The following is a 17,951-nucleotide window of genomic DNA, read 5'->3' as shown; positions in this document are numbered from 1 at the left end:
TCGCGCCAGCGCTGTCGCGGTTCGCCGACGAGCGGCGGTGCGGACCGGGTTCCGTCAGACAACCCCGATGTGCTCCCGATATTGCGGCAGATCGTCCGTAATTTCGTGCCAGGGCGCCTTCGAGCCGACGAAAATATGGGCGCTCGGCCGGATCGAGGGGGCATCGACCAGGGTTCCCATGGCGACATGGACCCATTCTCCTTCCCGGACCCGGGAATAGAGCAGCGAGCCGCAGCGGCCACAATGCGCGTCATGGGTGGTGTCGTCGCCGAAAATCATCCGGAGGTCGCCACCCCTGACAATGCGGAGCCTGTCTTGCCGGATACCGGCGAACGGCTTGAAGGCGGCACCGGTGGTGCGTCGGCAGTTCGAGCAGTGGCAGTTCATCGCATAGGAGAATGCGTCGGCCACCTCGAAGCGCACGGCGCGGCAGAAGCATTCGCCGACAAGGATGCGAGCATTCGAATTTTCTGATTCTGACATCGTGACGCCTTCGCGCAAATCGCTGACACACCCATAGCGTACTTGAACGTGTATGGCTAAGTTGGCCCGCAGCCATCATGCAAAGGAACGATCCATGAGCCAGGACCGGTCGAGCGTCGAAGCCGTCGTGCAATCCTATTTCGACGGACTTTACGAGGGTGACGCCGACAAGCTCGGCGCCATCTTCCATCCCTCCGCCGATCTGCGCTGGGTCGAGAAAGGCGAGCTCCAGGTTCTGACCGTGCCGGATTGGCTCGACCGCGTGCGCAAGCGCGCCTCGGCGAAGGCCGAAGGCAAGCCGCGCGAGGATTTCATCGTCACCATCGACCGTTCGGACGACAAGACCGCCTTCATCAAGGTGCGCTGCCAGCTGCCGCCGCGCTATTTCACCGATTATCTGGTGGCGATGAAGCTCGCCGACGGCTGGCAGATCGTGTCGAAGTCGTACCGATATGATTTGAGGGAGTGACGGGCGCCGTTCCGCTGCCCGAATTCGGACGCACTCGCTATCCAATTCTCCGTCATTGCGCGCGCAGCGAAGCAATCTGGTCTGTCTCCGCGGAGGGATTCTGGATTGCTTCGCTGCGCGCGCAATGACGACGCGGATGAAGCGAACGCTCCATCTCCCACCTCCACACGTGAAAGTTCCCTATGCTGCTCGACCGCCGCTCCCTGCTCGCCTCATTCGCCTGGTTAGCCGCCTCCCCTGCGCTCGCCGGGGATGCCCCATCAGAATTCGAATCCTACGAGCGCGAGAGCGGCGGGCGGATCGGGCTCTATGCGGAGAATCTCGCAACCGGCAAGAAGCTCGCCTGGCGCGCCGACGAACGGTTCGTGATGTGCTCGACGTTCAAGGCCTCGCTCGCAGCCAGTGTGCTGGCGCGGGTCGATCGCGGCGAGGAGCAGCTTGCGGCCATGATCCCCTATGGCCAGGCCGATCTGCTGGAATACGCGCCGGTGGCGAAAGAAAATCTCGCGGCCGGCAAGATGTCGGTCGGCGAGATGTGCAAGGCCATCGTCGAGCTCAGCGACAACACCTGCGCCAATCTGCTGCTGGCGCGGATCGGCGGCCCCGCGGCGCTGACGACGTTCTGGCGGTCGCTCGGCGATACCACCTCGCGGCTGGACCACAACGAGCCCGCGCTCAATCGCTCGCAGCCCGGCGACCCCCGGGACACCACGACGCCGGCGGCGATGGCGGGAAATTTGCGGCGGCTGGTGACTGGCGACGCATTGTCGCCGCCCTCGCGTGCCCTGCTCACCGACTGGATGGTGAACTGCAAGACCGGCGCGAACCGCCTGCGTGGCGGACTCCCCGCAGGCTGGAAGATCGGCGACAAGACCGGCAACAACGGCAAGGACGCCTCGGGCGATATCGCGGTGGCCTGGCCGAAGCCGGAGACGCCGATCCTGATCGCGGCCTACACCCAGGGCGGCACGCCGAGCGCGGCGCAGATCGCATCCGCGTTCGCGCGGATTGGACGGATGGTGGCCGAGCGGCTGGCGTGAGCCGCGCATTGACGTAGCCGTCGCTTCCGGGTCAAGACAGACCATCATGGAAGCGAAGTTTCAGACCTTTCTCATCCTGCTGGCCGTGCTCGCAGGCGTGGCACTGGCGGCACGACGCTTCAACGTCGCCCCTGCCATCCTCTTGATGCTGGCAGGCGTCGGCCTTGCTTTCGTGCCGGGCATGCCGACGGTGGAGCTGCCGCCGGAGCTGGTGCTGCTGGTGGTGCTGCCGCCGCTGATCTACTCGGCCAGCGTCGCGATGAGCTGGCGCGAATTCAAGAAGAACCTGCGCCCGATCGTGCTGCTCGCGGTCGGCGCCGTGATCTTCACCACGGCAATGGTGGCCGCCGCCACCCACTACATGATCGGCCTGCCCTGGACGGTCGGCTTCCTGCTCGGGGCCATCGTCGCGCCGCCCGACGTGGTGGCGCCACTCGCGATCGCGCGCCGGCTGAACATGCCGCGCCGCATCCTGGTCGTGCTCGAAGGCGAAGGTCTCGCAAACGACGCCACCGCGCTGATCCTGTACCGCTTTGCGCTCGCCGCGATCATGGTCGGGCACTTTTCATTGCCGCTCGCGGCCGGCGAATTCCTCCTCATCGTCGCCGGCGAGATCGCCTTTGGCATCGGCGTCGGCTGGCTCTCCTTGCGCCTTCGCAAATGGTCTGGAGATCCACAGGTCGAGCTGACGCTGTCGCTGATCACGCCCTATGTCTCGTATTGGCTGCCCGAGCACGTCGGCGGCTCCGGCGTGATCGCAACGGTGGCCTGCGGACTCTATGTCAGCTGGAACGGCCCCTTGCTGATCTCCTCGGCAACGCGCCTGCAAGGCATCTTCTTCTGGGACCTCGTGGTCTACCTGATCGAGGGCATGCTGTTCCTGCTCACCGGCTTCCAGATGCGCGAGCTCTACGAGAAATCGAAGACTTTTCCGCTCGACGACATTCTCATCGCAACCGCCTTGGTCCTGGTGATCGTCGTGATCGCGCGCTTTGCCTGGCTCTATCCCGCGACCTATCTGCCACGGATGTTCTCCAGGTCGCTGCGCGAGCGCGATCCATCGCCGCCATGGCAATGGCCGTTCGTGCTCGCCTTCACCGGGGTGCGCGGCGCGGTGTCGCTGGCCGCCGCGCTGGCGCTGCCGTTCACGCTGCCGAACGGCGAGGCGTTTCCGTATCGCGACCTGATCCTGTTCGTCGCGTTCGGCGTCATCTTCGTGACTCTGATCGGCGTCGGCCTGACGCTGCCGCCGATCGTGCGGTGGCTCGGTGTCGCCGAAGCCGGCAGTCACGAGCATGCCGCCGAGCACGAAGCGGAGATCGCCGCACGCCGTCAGGCGCTGGAGGCCGCCTTGAAATCGCTCGACGCGCTCACGGCGGAAAAGGACATTTCCGACGAGGTGATGCGGCTGCTGCGCGCCCGCCACGATATCCGCCTCAACCAGCTCCCGGACTCGCTCGATCCCAACCGTCACGACATCTCCGCCGCCGGCACCGCTCTGACCCGCGACCTGATCGCCGCCGAGCGCAAGTTCATCCACAACCTGCTGCGCGACGGCGAGATCACCGACGAGACGCGGCGGCGGATCGAGCGCGATCTGGACCTGGAGGAGGCGAGTTTGGCGAACAGGGAGTATCGCGGCGGGCCGCTGTAGACTTTTGTCATTGCGAGCGCAGCGAAGCAATCCAGGCTGCCGCCGCGGAAAGGCTCTGGACTGCTTCGCTGCGCTCGCAATGACGGGGCGTTGAGCGACCTGAGCCAACTACCGCTTCTCGCAAAACTCCCTCAGTGCCCCCGCAACGGCGCCCGCGACGGCCTCCTGCCGCTCCGGCGAGTTCATCTCCATTTCCTCGTCGCGATTGATGATCGAGCCGGCCTCGAGCAGCACGGCGGCGCTGCGCGTGCGCGACAGCACGACGAGCCCGTCATAGCGGTAGACGCCGACATCCTTGTCGAGCAGCTGGCGCCGGTAGCGGCCCATCACCGGCAGGGTGTATTGGCTCGCATAGTGCAGGCCCTGCTCCTTCAACTGGCGACCGATCATGCGGGCCAGCATCAGGCTGGCGGCAAAGTGCGGATTCTGCCGCGACACGAACAGCGAGTGGCCCGAAAACCGGTCGCTGAAATAGCTGTTTGCGCCGTCGAACTCCCAGGTCTCGAGCAGCTTGTCCGGTACCGAATCATGATGGACCGACAGGAACAGATCGGCGCGGCCTTCGTTCGCAGCACCGACGCGCTTGAACAGGCTCGGCCGTGCCTTGCCATCGGTGACGAGCAGGCGGGTTGCGGCGAAGCCTTCGGATTTGAGCTTGGCCGCGATGAGCCGTGCGAGGCGGAAGTTGAAGCCGAACTCCGGATCGTTGCGCGCGCTCAACGCACCATAGGAGTCCGGCGTGTGGCCCACATCCACGACGATCCGGAATTTGGGCGCCTCGCATTTGGCCGGCGGCGACGGCTTCGGCCCGGGTCTTGCAATCTCGCGCGCGGCAGCAGCAGCGTCGCCGGCTTCGACGAGGACGAACGACGACAGCAGGATCGATGCGACCAGCCCGGCGATGATGCTCCGCAGTTGCCCCAAGCCCTGCTCCGCTGCCGTGATACGCGGGCGACCGGTCAGCCCGCGATTTGATGTTCGGAAGATTGGCGCGGACGTGCGGGGACGTCAACGCAAGAACGGCTCTCGTAGGGTGGGCAAAGCGAAGCGTGCCCACCCTCCCTGATGACGAGAAGACGTGGGCACGGCGCTGACGCGCCTTTGCCCGCCCTACAACACCGTCTCCTAAACCGGCCGCTCGCCCTTCACCGTCACGCGCGTGCCGGAGCGTGTGTGCGGCCAGTAGTCCCACATCGCGCGGTGCTGGGTACAGCGGTTGTCCCAGAACGCGATCGCGTTCTCGGTCCAGCGGAAGCGGCACTGGAACAGCGGGTTTTCGGCGTGCTGGTAGAGATAGGCGAGCATCGCATCGCTCTCGTCGCGCGGGATGCCGTTGATGTGGCGGGTGAAGCCGCGGTTGACGTAGAGCGCCTTCCTGCCCGTCACCGGATGCGTGCGCACCACGGGATGCTCGGCACGGGGATAGGACGGACGGTCGGCGACGCCGTAGTTGGCGTAAAGGCCGCGATAGATCGGCTCGCCGTCATGCAGCGCCGTCAAGCCGTCGAGATAGGCCTTCATGCGCTCCGACAGCGCCTCATAGGCCGCGTACATGTTGGCGAACAGCGTGTCGCCGCCGCGCGGCGGGCACTGCTTGATGTAGAGGATTGAGCCCATCGGCGGCTCGAGATCGCAGGAGACGTCGGAGTGCCAGCCCTCGCCATTGGCGCGCGGCGAGTTCTTGTCGGCGTAGATCTTCATCAAGGCCGGGTCTTCGTCCTCGTGGGGAGCGGCGGGATGAAAATGCAGCTCGCCGAACTTGCGGCCGAAGGCGAGGTGCTGCTGCGGCGTGATGTGCTGGTTACGGAAGAAGATGACGAGGTTTTCGGCGAGCGCGCGGTGGATCTCGTCCATCTGCCTGATAGAGCTGATATCGCCGGAGACGAGCTTGCCGATATCGACGCCCGAGATTTCCGCGCCGATGATCGGCGTGAGCTTTTCGACGGCGATGGTCTCGTAGGACGCGCCGTCTTCGGCCAGGTGCCGATAGCGCGGGCCCTGCTTGCCGGCGAGTGAGCTCATGGCGTGTCTCCCGTTATATTCTTCGTTGGATGCCATCGTAAGCGTTGCGAGAGCGAACGCAAAGGGCGACAGCCACGAACGCCAACCCGACACACTTAACGATTGACACACTTATAAAGCTTTAGTAGCCTTTTGCAACAATGGAGGCTTCCACCATGGGCAAATATGAGCGGCTTGGTGAATTTCTGAAGTCCCAACGGGCCAAAGAGGTGCCGATGACCTTTGCCGAAATCGAGCGGGTCATCGGAAGCAAGCTGCCCCCTAATTCGCCTCAATATCCGGCTTGGTGGAGCAACAATCCGAGTAACAACGTCATGACCAAGGTTTGGCTTGCCGCTGGTTTTCGGACTGAACAGGTCGACACCAAGACACGGCGCGTGGTCTTTCGCCGGGTCGAACAAAGTGCCCCCGGGACATCTGCCGCGCAGGCAAAAAAGGAGGATCGTCATCCGATCTTCGGCGCCCTGAAGGGATCCGTTCATATTCCGGAAGGTGTCGACCTCACGGAGCCGGCTGATCCCGACTGGGGCAAGGTCTATGAGTGAGACGGCGCTTCTTCTCGATACTCACGCCGCGATATGGATCACCGAAGGACTCCCCCTCGCAACGGAGGCTCGCGACGCGATAGATGCTGTCCAGCGCGCAGGCAGCACAATCTTTGTCTCTCCGATCAGCGCGTGGGAAATCGGCTTGTTGGTTTCACGCAACCGCATTGGCCTCTCGATGAGACCTGAACGCTGGTTTCAGAACGTGCTGGCTATCCCGGGGGTCGAGCTCGCCAAGCTTACTCCCGATATCCTGATCGAATCTTCATTCTTGCCCGGCACCCCGCCGCGCGACCCTGCCGACCGCATCATGATTGCGACCGCACGCGATATCGGCGCAACACTTCTCACGCGCGATCGTCTCTTGCTGGACTATGGGGCGAGCGGGCAGATCAAAGCGCTCGCCTGCTGATTCAATTCCGCCGCCCAGACCAGAAAATCTCGTAAACCTCGCCTACTCCGCTGCAGGCGCCGGCACCTTGGCGCCCTGGCCGTAGCGCTGGTCGATATAGTCGATCACCAGCGCCTTGAAGTCGGCGGAGATGGTCGGGCCGCGCAGTGTGCGGAACTTCTTGCCATCGACGAAGACGGGCGCGGCCGGCGCTTCGCCGGTGCCGGGCAGCGAGATGCCGATATTGGCGTGCTTGGACTCGCCGGGGCCGTTGACGATGCAGCCCATCACCGCGACGTTGAGTTCCTCGACACCGGGATATTTCGTCTTCCAGGTCGGCATCTCGTCGCGGATGAAATCCTGGATCGAGCGGGCCAGCTCCTGGAACGTGGTCGAGGTGGTGCGGCCGCAGCCGGGGCAGGCCGCAACCAGCGGCACGAAGGTGCGGAAGCCCATGGTCTGCAAGAGCTCCTGGCCGACCTGCACCTCGCGGGTGCGGTCGCCGCCGGGCTCGGGCGTCAGCGAGATGCGGATGGTGTCGCCGATGCCCTGTTGCAACAGGATGCCGAGCGCCGCGGACGACGCCACGATGCCCTTCGAGCCCATGCCGGCTTCGGTGAGGCCGAGATGGATGGCGTAGTCCGAACGCGCCGCAAGATCCTGGTAGACCGCGATCAGATCCTGCACCGCCGAGACTTTTGCGGAGAGGATGATGCGGTCCTTGGGCATGCCGAGTTCTTCGGCGCGCGCGGCCGAGAGCAGCGCCGACTGCACCATGGCCTCGCGCGTCACCGCGCGCACGTCGCGCGGATTCGGCGAGGCCGCGTTCTCGTCCATCAGCTTGGTCAGGAGCTCCTGGTCGAGCGAGCCCCAATTGGCGCCGATGCGCACCGGCTTGTTGTTCTTGTTGGCGATCTCGATGATGTCGGCGAACTGGGTGTCGCGCTTGTCCTTGAAGCCGACATTGCCGGGATTGATGCGGTATTTGGCCAGCGCCTCGGCGCAGGCCGGATAGGCCGCGAGTAGCTTGTGGCCGATATAGTGGAAGTCGCCGATCAGCGGCGTGGTGATGCCGCGCTTGGCGAGGCCGTCGCGGATGTGCGGAACGGCGGCCGCGGCCTCCTCGCGGTCCACGGTGATGCGGACCATTTCGGAGCCGGCGCGCGCCAGCGCTGCGACCTGGGCGATGGTGCCGTCGATATCGGCGGTGTCGGTGTTGGTCATCGACTGCACGACGATCGGTGCACCGCCGCCGACGGCAACGTCGCCGACCTTGACCTGGGTGGTCCGGTGCCGGGGCGCCGGGCCCGCGATGTCGGAATCGAGAGGGTTTTCGAGCTTGTTCATGGCGGTCCAAATATCAGGTTTTGGTGACGTTCAGCAATGCATCGCGCGGCGCCGCAGCGGATTGGCTGGGACGGTTAACCAGAAAAAGCCCAACAATTACAAGGACCGCTGCGGCCCCGAAGGTCAGGCTGAGGGTGTCGTGCATGATGAAATAGCTACCCACCACGCCAAACAAAGGGGTGATGAAGGTAAAAGCGGACAATTTGCTGGCCGAATACGCCTTCACCAGCGCGAACCAAAGCGTGAACGTGGTTCCCACCACCCAGATCGCCTGGAACGCCATCAGCCCGAGCGAGAGCGGGGCCGGCATGTGCGTGATGGTTTCGCCGAACAGCCAGGCCGCCAGCCCGAGGATCGGAATCGAGGTCGCGACCTGATAGCCCAGCGCCTTCTCGGGCGCGGCGAGGCGCAGCCGCGTACCCTTGGCAACCAGCGTCGTCGCGGCCCACAGCGCGGCGCCCCCGACGATCATGAGATCGCCGAGCAGAACCTGCGAATCGACATTGGGCTGGGGCACGCCGATCGCGAGCGCGACGCCGGCAAAGCTGATGGCAAGGCCCAGCCATTGCGAGCCGCCGAGACGCTCGCCGAGCACCTGGTAGGAGCCGAGCGCAACGAAGAACGGCGCGGTGTAGAGGAACACCACCGCACGGGACGCAGAGGTGAGACGCAGCCCCTGGAAAATCAGCACGAATTCGATGCCGAACATCAGCCCGGCGATCAGCCCGGGCTTCCAGGTGCCGTCACGTTCGAAGAATTTGACGCCGCGAAAGGTGCCGATGAGGAACAGCACCGGCAGCGCGCCCATCGAGCGGATGGTGGCCTGGAGCATGGGCGGAATATCCGGCAGCACCAGCTTCACCGCGATCTGGTTGAATCCCCAGGTCAGGCACAGCATGAGCATCAGGGCGATGGCGCCGGCACTGAGCGGACGACCGGCGGACGGGTTGGCTTGAGGTGCGGACATTTTTCCCAAGAATCCGGCTTCGCGCCGTTGTTGCTTCAAGACATTTTCTGACAATGCGTGCAAACGCCCGTGATCTCCACCACAGACAGCTTTGGCGCGAAGCCCGAGCTGCGCGCGGCGGCGTTGAGGTCCTTGGCGAAGGACGCCGAGGGGATCTCGCCGACCAGGCCGCAGCGCTCGCAGATCAGGAACGCCACCGCGGAGGTCAAATCGTGATCGTGGGCGGCGCAGGCGAGATAGGCATTGCGGCTCTCGATGCGGTGCACAAGGCCGTTGGCCATCAGGAAATCGAGTGCACGATAGACCGTGATCGGCGCCGGCCGCGCCATGGACTTGGCGAGCTCGTCGATGATCTCGTAGGCGCCGAGCGGGCGGTGACTTGAGAGCAAGGCACCCAGCACCTGGCGGCGGATCGGCGTGAATTTCTGCGCACGCTGCTCGCAGACCACCTCAGCATGCGCGAGCGCGTCCGCGGTGCAGCGGCCGTGATCGTGGTCTGGCGCGGGGAATGCCGGCTTTGCGAGGCTCATGTCGCCGTCTTCTAGCATTTCGGCGGGGGAACCCAAAGCACGACGAGCCGCCCGGCTGCCAGCCATGCTCCTCCCGAAGGACTGCACCGCGCGACGGGGCCGTGAAATAATCGTAAGCTTGCTTATTATATCCATGCTTGTTGGAGACGCAGCTCATGACTCGCGGGTCGGTCGACCAGAATTTCCTGTTCACGCTCGGTGAGCTCTACCGCCTGTTGCGCGTCTATGCCGACAAGGAGGCGTCGCGCTTCGGCATCACCCGCGCGCAATGGGCAGTGCTCGCCAAGGTGGAGCGCAGCGAAGGCATGAAGCAGTCCGAGCTCGCCGAGTTGCTCGAAATGCAGCCGATCACGCTGACGCGGCTGATCGACAAGCTCTGCGACAATGACTGGATCGAGCGCCGCAGCGACGCTTCCGATCGCCGCGTCAAGCGCCTGTACCTCAAGAAGGCCGGCCGCCAATTGCTGGGTCGGCTGAGCGGACTGAGGTCCGAGCTTACGGCCAACGCACTCGACGGCATTACGCCGGCCGACGCCCATCGCCTTCTCACTCAGCTCGAAGCCATCAAGGAAAACGTGCGAACCGCGATCCAGGCATCCGGCGCGGAGCAAGCACGAAAGGAGCAGCGCCATGGCTGATCAGGTCGTCAAGTTGCAGCCCGAGCAGAAGAGCGCCAGCGGCAAGCCGACCAAGAAGGCCGGCACCGATCCGCGGCGCCGCCTGCTGGCGGGCCTGCGTCGCTATCGCCGTTTCCTGCTCCTGGTGGTGCTTCCGGTCGTCGCCGCCATCGGCGGCCTCACCTTCTATCTCAATGGCGGACGCTATGTCGGCACCGACGACGCCTATGTCGGCGCGCAGAAGGTGCTGGTGACGCCCGACATCTCCGGCAAGGTCCTGAAGGTGGTCGTGAAGGAAGGCCAGTCGGTCAAGCGGGGAGACGAGCTGTTCGAGATCGACCCTGTTCCATTCCGTCTGGCGGTGGAGGAGACCAAGGCGCAGCTCGCGCAGGCGCGCACGACCTATGACAACCTCGTCGCCAACATCAAGATCTACGGCGACATGCTCAACCTGGCCCAGCAGGGCATCGATTTGAAGCAGCGCGACGTCGAGCGCAAGCAGGCGCTGGTGAAGAACAATTACGGCTCGCAGCTCGATCTCGACAACGCCTCGAATGCGCTGGTCACCGCCGGGGCGCAGGCACAATATATCAAGCAGCAGCTCTCCAACGCAAAGACCCAGTTGCTCGGCAATCCTGACCTGCCGCTCGAGCAATTTCCGCCCTACGCTCAGGCCAAGGCCAAGCTGGATGACGCGCAGCGCAACCTCGACCACACCGTCTTGCGGGCGCCGATGGATGGCGTGGCGACGCAGGTCGAACAGATCCAGCTCGGCCGCTACGTGCCCGCCGGCACGCCGGTGTTCTCCATCATCGACGTGGCGCATCCCTGGGTCGATGCCAATCCGAAAGAGAGCGACCTCACTTACGTAACTGAAGGGCAGCCGGTGACGCTCGTCGTCGATGCGTTCCCGAACCACGTCTTCAAGGGCAAGATCGGCTCGCTCTCGCCCGGCACCGGCGCGCAATTCGCGATCCTGCCGCCGCAGAACGCCACGGGCAATTTCGTCAAGGTGGTGCAGCGCGTGCCGATCCGCATCTATTTCGACGAGACCGACAAATATGTGCGGAAGCTGAAAGCCGGCATGAGCGTCTACGCCACCATCGACACCGGTCACCGGCGCTCGCTTGCCGGCCTGTTCGGGCTGTCCGCGACCGCGGGCCAGGACGGCGACAAAGACTAAGCCAGAGACTGCGACAGGACTGATCCGATGTCCGCCCCCAATGCCAGCCTGATGGTCCCCGGCCTGCGCCGGAACATGGTGACGATCTGCGCCATGACCGCGACCATCATGCAGGCGCTGGACACGACCATCGCAAATGTCGCGCTCCCGTATATGCAGGGCACGCTGTCGGCCTCGCAGGACCAGATCAACTGGGTGCTGACCTCTTACATCGTCGCTGCCGCGATCATGACGGCGCCGGTGGGGTGGATCGCCAACCGCTTCGGCCGCAAGCGCATCTTCATCATCTGCTCGGCCGGCTTCACCATGGCCTCGGTGATGTGCGGCCTCGCGCAGGACATCAACCAGATGGTGCTGTTCCGCCTGCTGCAGGGCGTGTTCGGCGCCGCCCTGGTGCCGCTGTCGCAATCGGTCATGCTCGACTATTACACGCTGCAGGAACGTGCCAAGGCGATGGCGATCTGGGGCATGGGCGTGATGATGGGCCCGATCATGGGGCCGTCTCTGGGAGCCTGGCTCACCGAGACCTATTCCTGGCACTGGGTGTTCTTCGTCAACCTGCCGTTCGGCGTCATCACCGTGCTCGGGCTGATCGTCTTCATGGACGAGACCAGGAAGGACTTCAGCCTCAGATTCGACTGGTTCGGCTTCGCCGCGCTGGCGGTTGCGATCGGCGCGCTGCAGCTCGCGCTCGACCGCGGCGAGCAATTGGGCTGGCTGGAATCCAACGAGATCCTCGCGGAGTTCATCGTCGCCGCCGTCGCCTTCTATTTCTTCCTCGCGCACTCCTTCACGACCTCGACCCCGTTCATCCGCTTCGCGCTGTTCCGGGACCGCAACTTCGTCACCGGCTGCGTGTTCATGGTCGTGATGGGGCTCGTGCTGTTCTCGACCATGGCGCTGGCCTCGCCCTACATGCAGAACGTGATCGGCTACCCCATCATCACTGCAGGCCTGCTGCTGGCGAGCCGAGGGCTCGGCACCTTCTTCGCCATGATGCTGGTCGGACGCATGATGCGTTATTTCGAGGCGCGCACGCTGATCATCGCCGGGCTGGCGCTGACCGCAGGCTCGCTGTTCCAGATGACCGGCTGGACCGACCTGACCCAGGTGCCGGAGATCGTCACCGTCAGCGTCATCCAGGGTTTTGGCTTCGGCCTCGTCTTCGTGCCGCTCTCGACCGTGGCGTTCCTGACCCTCTCGAACGAGCTGCGCACCGACGGCACCGCGATGCTGACCCTGATGCGCAACGTCGCGAGCTCAGTCGGCATTTCCATCGTGATTGCGCAACTGACGCAGGGCACGCGGCGGACCTATGCGATCCTCTCCGAGCACGTCAACCCGTTCAACCACGCACTGCAGATGCCTGGTGTCAGCGGCATGATCAATCTGTCCACCGACGCCGGCCGTGCCATGGCCGACCGGATGGTCAGCGTGCAGGCGCAGATCATCGCCTTCTCCCATGACTACCAGCTGGTGATGATCTTCGTCCTCTGCACCCTGCCGCTCGCGATGCTGATCGGCTCGACCAAGGCCACGCTGCGCAAGCAGGCGGCGGGGCCGGAGCATGCGGTGATGGAGTAGTTATCGGACCTTGGCGCTTCACGCCGTCATTGCGAGCCAACGGGTCCGCGCGGCGCGCGGCCCGATGGCTCGCAATGACGGCTTGCTGCATGAGCCCCCTACAACAGCTCCTCGCAGCCCAAATCCTCCACCGCCATCATCACGCGCTCCAGATTGTTCCACCAAATCCCCGGCGGGAGGTTGATGGCCCATTGCCAGACCGGTTTGGTGATGTGCCAGAGCACCGACCAGCGATAGTCCTGGTCGAGCGCGCCGCGCGTGTAGCCGGTGACGCCGTGTGCGAGCAGCGTCTCGTGGTAGCGGTTGAGCAGCGCCCGCTCCAGCGCCTGCCGGCGTTCCGGATACCATTGGATCGCCATCATGTAGGCAAGGTCGCCGGTGGGCACATTGATTCCCCACAGGTCGAAATCGAAGATGCGCACGGTGTCGGCGACACCCGCGCGCGGCAGCAGGAAATTCCAGGTATGTGCATCGCCATGGACAATGCTGACATGCCGGTGCGAATGATAGCGCTGCGACAGCCGGGCGGACTGTTCGATGAGACGGCGATAGAGGATGCGGCGTTCCTCGCTCAGGCGATCGCCAAGCTCGTCGGCAAAGCGATCGTAGTGCCCGGCGAAGGTCTCCATGCGCGCTTCGCTATCCTCGGTGCTGGCCCAGGTGCCGACGCTCTCGCCGAGTCCGGGATGATTCCACCAGGCCGCATGCATGCGCGCCAGCGTGGTGACGATGGCCGTCGACTGATCTCGCGACGGGGGCAGCGTCGGTACAGTCGCGAGTTCATGGCTGTCGGTGAGGTCTTCGAGCAGGAGATGCCAGGCCCCGCTCTCGGCGTCGAAATGGCCGTCGAAGCAGCGCGGCACGAGCCCCGGCGGCATGTTCGGTGCGAGCCGGGTGTAAAAGACGACTTCGTGCTCGCCGCGATCCGCAAGTGTCCTGGCAAACGAAGCGTGCGCCATCTTGAGGATCAGCGACTGCGGAGCACCGGCGGATTCGCCGACATAGCGCAGGCCGAGCCTGACGATACGTGACACCACGGTGTCGCGCTCATGCAGCACCTTCACTTCGCGCACGGCACCGGCGTCGAGCACGCCGCTCCTGCGCAGCGCGGCCGTCAGTCGGGCGGGCTCAACGACCGCCGGCAATTGTGGAGATGTCATGAACCACGATGCCCCTGTCCCGCGCCATACTGCACGATCACGTTCCCGGGCACCAGCGGCTGCCGCCGGCTCAGGCTGCCGCGGTCGAGTCGCGGACGGTTCGCACGACCACCGACCGCAGTTGCTCCAGATTGGCCGCCATCCCGGCGATCGCCTGCCTCACGTCCGCGGCACGCGCGTTGACGGAGGCGGCATCGCGGCTGACATCGCCGATCTTGGCCGAGACCTCCTGTGCGGCGGAGGCCGATTCGGAAATCGACCGCGTGATCTCCCGGGTTGCGGCATCCTGCTGTTCCATCGCGGCGGCGACCGAACTCGCCACGCCGTCGATCTCGACGATGTGGCCTCCCATGGCCTCGACGGCGTCGACCGCGGCCTGCGTCGAGGCCTGGATCTCGGCAATCAGCCGCCCGATCTCCTCGGTGGACTTGGCGGTCTGGTCCGACAGCGACTTCACCTCGGCTGCAACCACCGCGAAGCCGCGGCCGGCCTCGCCTGCGCGCGCCGCCTCGATCGTCGCATTGAGCGCGAGGAGGTTGGTCTGGCCTGCGATGCCCCCGATCAGGTCCGAGACCTCGGCGATCTTCTTCACCGATCCCGCCAAGGCCTGAATGGTCGAACGCGCCTGCTCGCGGCCGGCGACGGCCGATTTGGTGACGCTGCTGGTCCGCGCGACCTGGCCCGCGATCTCGCGGATCGAGGCACTCAGTTCTTCGGCCGCGGCCGAGACCGCCTGCGAGCTGCCGAGCGCCTGGGTCGAGGCCGCCGCGACCGCCTGCGACTGCGCAGAGAGCGACTTTGCGATCTCCGACAGGCCGGAGGCGGCCTGCTCCACGCCCTGCGTCGCTGCACTCGCGGTGTCGACCGAGCGGCCGGTCTCGCGCTCGACCGTTTCAGCCATCTGGTGCAGGGCGGAGCGCTTCGCGAGCGCCGCCGCCTGCTCCTGACGCAACTGCTCCTCGCGCAGGCGGGAATTCTCGACCGCCGCCTGCTTGAACACCACAAGCGCGCCCGCCATCGAGCCGACCTCGTCCTGGCGCTGCGCGAACGGAATCTCGGCTGCGAGATCGCCGGTCGCGAGCTTCTGCATCGTGTCCGTCATGCGCACGATCGGGCGCACCACGCCGAGGGCAACACCCAGCAGGCCGGCGGCAACGAAGGCGAGGACGGCGATGGAGACGCCGAGCAGGACGTAGAGCATCGCGCTGTCGCGGTCCGCGGCCAGCTTCTCCATGGCTGCATTCTGCTTGTTGGCACTCTCGACGATGCTGTCGATGACGGCGCGATGCGCGGTGTAGGCGTCCTTGAGCTGCGCATAGGCGCGCTCGGAAGCCGCCGCGTCCTTGGCATTGAGAGCGGGCAGAAGCTGATCCGACGCCTTCCAGAATTTCTGCACCTCCGCATCGGATTTCGACACCAGCGCGGTCTTGAGGTCGGCCGAGAGGCTGGAGGAGACCCAGAACGCCTTGCGCTCGTCGTAATCCTTGCGGAGCTGGACCAGGCGTTCGCCATGGGCCACCAGCTGGTCCGGCTCGCGCATGGCCAGCGTCGCCTCGAGATAGGCTTCGATGACATATTCCGGCGGCGGCAGGATGTCGGCGATGAGGTCGTTGCCGAGCTTGATGTCGGAATAGAGCGGACCGCCGACCTTGAGCTCTTTCAGGGCGTACAGGCTGGTCGAAACCACGGCGGCAAAGCCAATGGCGAGAACGATGCCGAACGCGACGATCGCTGAGGACAGGGACAGGCGTAATTTCATGAAACAATCCAGGTCGGCGTCGAAACTGCCGCCACCCTAGATGAATGCGGTAAATACGGGATTGATTCGCGGAGGAATTGTATTGCACGAGCCCCGCATAAGTACGGGAATTGGACGTCAGATCATCGGTTTTGCGTCAGCGAGGCTGACGTGAAAGGCCAGAACAAGCGTCGGTGAGCTAGTTGCGATCACGCCGCGACGGCTTCACCAAACTGGCGATTGAGCCATGCTGAAAACTCGGCCTGCTGAGCGGTTTCCAATGAGAAAGCGACATGCGCAGCCTCGCCGTCCTGGGTCCGGACGCTGAATGGCAGTGCCAGCGCGAGGCCCTTGATCTGAAGCACACCGGCTTCGCCGGGATTGAGCTTCGGCGCGCAGCGAATCCAGGCGCCGCCTTGCGAAAGATCGACCAACGTCGTGGCATGCACGGCATGCCGGCTGTCGGTCACCGAGACCACCAAGTCCGTGGGATGGCGCGGCGAGGAACGGCGATCGACATCGGCCGTCGAGCTGCGCACGGTGCGGACCAGCACTGATTTGAGCGAGGCGAGATTCTCCGACACGCTGGAGATCGCATCGTGCATTTCGCTGGCGCGCTCGTTGACGGAGTCGGCATTGCGACTCACATGGCCGATCTTGGCGGACACCACCTTGGCCGCGGATGCCGAGTCGGAGATCGATCGGGCGATCTCGCGCGTGGCGGCGTCCTGCTCTTCCATGGCGGCAGCGACGGAGGTCGCGACGCTATCGATCTCGACGATATGGCCGCCCATCTCCTCGACGGCCGCGACGGCGGCTTCGGTCGAGGCTTGTATCTCGGCGATCAGGCGCGAGATCTCCTCGGTCGAGCTTGCGGTCTGGTTGGACAACGACTTGACCTCGGCGGCGACCACGGCAAAGCCGCGACCGGCCTCACCCGCGCGCGCCGCCTCGATCGTGGCATTCAGCGCCAGAAGGTTGGTCTGGCCGGCGATACCGCCGATGAGATCGGAAACCTCCGCAATCTTCTTCACCGAGCCGGACAGCGCCTGGATGGTCGTGCGCGCCTGCTCGCGGCCGACCACGGCTGATTTCGTCACCTGACTGGCGCGCGCAAGCTGGCTGGTGATCTCCCGGATGGAGGCGGTCAATTCTTCAGCCGCAGACGATACGGTTTCCGCGCTGGCCAGCGCTTGCTCGGAAGCGGCAGCGACCGCTTGCGATTCGGTCGACAGATCGCGGGCGATCCCCGAAAGGTCGGAGGCGCTCCGCTCCACGCCCTGCGTTGCCGCAGCAGCATTCTCCACTGACGCGCCGGTTTCACGTTCGACCGTTTCTGCCATTCCGAGAAGCGCCTCACGCTTTACGGCAGCGGCTTCCCTCTCAGCGCGAACTTGTTCATCGCGCATTCGCGCGTTCTCTACCGCGCCCTGCTTGAATACCGCAAGCGCACCCGCCATGGAGCCCACCTCGTCTCGACGAGTTGCATAGGGCACTTCCGCCGTCAGATCTCCCGTCGCCAGCTTCTGCATCGCATCCGTCATGCGGACGATCGGACGGACAACGCCGAGAACAACGAAAACAAGCCCTCCCACGATCAGTGCGAGAACGGCAATGGACACGCCTTGCACGACGTAGGATATCGATGCATCGCGATCGGCCGCCAGCTTCTCCATGCTGGCATTCTGCTTGTTGGCGCCTTCCACGATGGCATCGATGATGACGCGGTGGGCGCTGTAGGCATCCTTCATCTGGCCATAGATGCGCTCGGCGGCGGCCATGTCCTTGGCCTTGAGGGCCGGCAGGAGCTGCTCGGACAGAAGCTTCCAGAACTTCTGCACCTCGGCATCGGATTTCGACACCAGCGCTGACTTCAAGTCGGCCGAGAGGCTGGAGGCGGTCCAGTAAGCCTTGCGCTCGTCATAGTCCTTGTGGAGCTGAACGAGGCGCTCGCCATGGGCGGCAAGCTGATCCGGCTCGCGCATCGCCAACGTTGCCTCCAGATAGGCCTCGAGCACGTAAGCCGGCGGCGGCAGGATGTCGGCGACGAGATCGTTGCCCAGCTTGATGTCGGAGTAGAGCGGGCCGCCAACCTTGAGCTCGCGCAACGCATAGGCGCTACTGGCGACCACAGCCGCGAAGCCGAGAACGAGCAGAACCCCGAACGCAATGATCGCCGAAGAGATGGACAGACGGAGCTTCATGAAAATACCCGCAGCAT

At 64.6% G+C, this 17,951-nt stretch carries 17 protein-coding genes; 8 read left to right on the top strand and 9 right to left on the bottom strand.

Annotation, left to right across the window (positions count from 1 at the left end; genetic code table 11):
* Positions 1-54 precede the first annotated feature (54 nt).
* A complete protein-coding gene (locus BDOA9_RS07380) occupies positions 55-483 on the bottom strand; it encodes a GFA family protein (protein WP_025033300.1) in 429 nt (142 codons plus the stop codon).
* A gap of 94 nt (positions 484-577) precedes the next feature.
* On the opposite strand from BDOA9_RS07380, the gene BDOA9_RS07375 reads away from it, so the two are divergent.
* From BDOA9_RS07375 to BDOA9_RS07365, 3 genes are all read left to right on the top strand, one after another.
* Entirely contained in the window at positions 578-952 is a 375-nt protein-coding gene (locus BDOA9_RS07375; protein WP_025033299.1) for a nuclear transport factor 2 family protein, read from the top strand.
* Between the two features lie 182 nt (positions 953-1,134).
* Positions 1,135-1,992, top strand: a complete 858-nt coding sequence (bla, locus tag BDOA9_RS07370; RefSeq protein WP_025033298.1) for a class A beta-lactamase — start codon at positions 1,135-1,137, stop codon at positions 1,990-1,992.
* Between the two features lie 46 nt (positions 1,993-2,038).
* The gene (locus tag BDOA9_RS07365) at positions 2,039-3,646 is read left to right on the top strand and encodes a Na+/H+ antiporter (RefSeq protein WP_025033297.1); all 1,608 of its coding nucleotides are present in this window, start codon (positions 2,039-2,041) and stop codon (positions 3,644-3,646) included.
* A gap of 108 nt (positions 3,647-3,754) precedes the next feature.
* Here BDOA9_RS07365 and BDOA9_RS07360 read toward each other — a convergent pair whose 3' ends face one another.
* On the bottom strand, positions 3,755-4,570 hold the full coding sequence (locus BDOA9_RS07360) for an N-acetylmuramoyl-L-alanine amidase (protein WP_025033296.1): 816 nt from the start codon (positions 4,568-4,570) through the stop codon (positions 3,755-3,757).
* Positions 4,571-4,771: 201 nt separating this feature from the next.
* Positions 4,772-5,668, bottom strand: a complete 897-nt coding sequence (locus tag BDOA9_RS07355) for a TauD/TfdA dioxygenase family protein (protein WP_025033295.1) — start codon at positions 5,666-5,668, stop codon at positions 4,772-4,774.
* A gap of 155 nt (positions 5,669-5,823) precedes the next feature.
* On the opposite strand from BDOA9_RS07355, the gene BDOA9_RS07350 reads away from it, so the two are divergent.
* Positions 5,824-6,213: a DUF7662 domain-containing protein gene (locus tag BDOA9_RS07350; RefSeq protein WP_025033294.1), complete on the top strand. Its 390-nt coding sequence runs from the start codon at positions 5,824-5,826 to the stop codon at positions 6,211-6,213.
* Complete coding sequence (locus BDOA9_RS07345; protein ID WP_025033293.1) at positions 6,206-6,625, top strand: type II toxin-antitoxin system VapC family toxin; 420 nt, start codon at positions 6,206-6,208, stop codon at positions 6,623-6,625. The genes BDOA9_RS07350 and BDOA9_RS07345 overlap by 8 nt, the downstream gene beginning before the upstream one ends.
* A 42-nt stretch (positions 6,626-6,667) precedes the next feature.
* Here BDOA9_RS07345 and ispG read toward each other — a convergent pair whose 3' ends face one another.
* Genes ispG through BDOA9_RS07330 form a run of 3 tightly spaced genes read right to left on the bottom strand, consistent with a single transcriptional unit; the run spans position 6,668 to position 9,448 of the window.
* Entirely contained in the window at positions 6,668-7,951 is a 1,284-nt protein-coding gene (gene ispG, locus BDOA9_RS07340) for a flavodoxin-dependent (E)-4-hydroxy-3-methylbut-2-enyl-diphosphate synthase (RefSeq protein ID WP_025033292.1), read from the bottom strand.
* Positions 7,952-7,964: 13 nt separating this feature from the next.
* The gene (locus BDOA9_RS07335) at positions 7,965-8,918 is read right to left on the bottom strand and encodes a DMT family transporter (protein WP_025033291.1); all 954 of its coding nucleotides are present in this window, start codon (positions 8,916-8,918) and stop codon (positions 7,965-7,967) included.
* Between the two features lie 35 nt (positions 8,919-8,953).
* Complete coding sequence (locus BDOA9_RS07330; RefSeq protein WP_025033290.1) at positions 8,954-9,448, bottom strand: Fur family transcriptional regulator; 495 nt, start codon at positions 9,446-9,448, stop codon at positions 8,954-8,956.
* Between the two features lie 155 nt (positions 9,449-9,603).
* Here BDOA9_RS07330 and BDOA9_RS07325 point away from each other — a divergent pair, with 155 nt between their 5' ends.
* Genes BDOA9_RS07325 through BDOA9_RS07315 form a run of 3 tightly spaced genes read left to right on the top strand, consistent with a single transcriptional unit; the run spans position 9,604 to position 12,832 of the window.
* Entirely contained in the window at positions 9,604-10,086 is a 483-nt protein-coding gene (locus BDOA9_RS07325; protein WP_025033289.1) for a MarR family winged helix-turn-helix transcriptional regulator, read from the top strand.
* On the top strand, positions 10,079-11,248 hold the full coding sequence (locus BDOA9_RS07320) for an HlyD family secretion protein (RefSeq protein WP_025033288.1): 1,170 nt from the start codon (positions 10,079-10,081) through the stop codon (positions 11,246-11,248). Before BDOA9_RS07325 ends, BDOA9_RS07320 begins: the two co-directional genes overlap by 8 nt.
* Positions 11,249-11,275: 27 nt before the next feature.
* On the top strand, positions 11,276-12,832 hold the full coding sequence (locus BDOA9_RS07315; protein WP_025033287.1) for an MDR family MFS transporter: 1,557 nt from the start codon (positions 11,276-11,278) through the stop codon (positions 12,830-12,832).
* Positions 12,833-12,930: 98 nt separating this feature from the next.
* Here BDOA9_RS07315 and BDOA9_RS07310 read toward each other — a convergent pair whose 3' ends face one another.
* The 3 genes from BDOA9_RS07310 to BDOA9_RS07300 form a co-directional block, all read right to left on the bottom strand.
* Positions 12,931-13,992, bottom strand: coding sequence for a phosphotransferase family protein (locus BDOA9_RS07310; RefSeq protein ID WP_042335589.1), 1,062 nt, complete (start codon positions 13,990-13,992; stop codon positions 12,931-12,933).
* A 70-nt stretch (positions 13,993-14,062) separates the two neighbouring features.
* Positions 14,063-15,751, bottom strand: coding sequence for a methyl-accepting chemotaxis protein (locus BDOA9_RS07305; protein WP_025033286.1), 1,689 nt, complete (start codon positions 15,749-15,751; stop codon positions 14,063-14,065).
* Between the two features lie 188 nt (positions 15,752-15,939).
* Positions 15,940-17,934 (bottom strand): methyl-accepting chemotaxis protein, encoded by a 1,995-nt coding sequence (locus tag BDOA9_RS07300; protein ID WP_025033285.1) that lies wholly within the window; start codon positions 17,932-17,934, stop codon positions 15,940-15,942.
* Positions 17,935-17,951 lie beyond the last annotated feature (17 nt).

It is taken from the genome of Bradyrhizobium sp. DOA9, assembly GCF_000617845.2.
Lineage (GTDB): Bacteria > Pseudomonadota > Alphaproteobacteria > Rhizobiales > Xanthobacteraceae > Bradyrhizobium.
The sequence above is the reverse complement of the archived record's forward strand: the minus strand, read 5'-3'. Positions and strand labels throughout refer to the sequence as shown.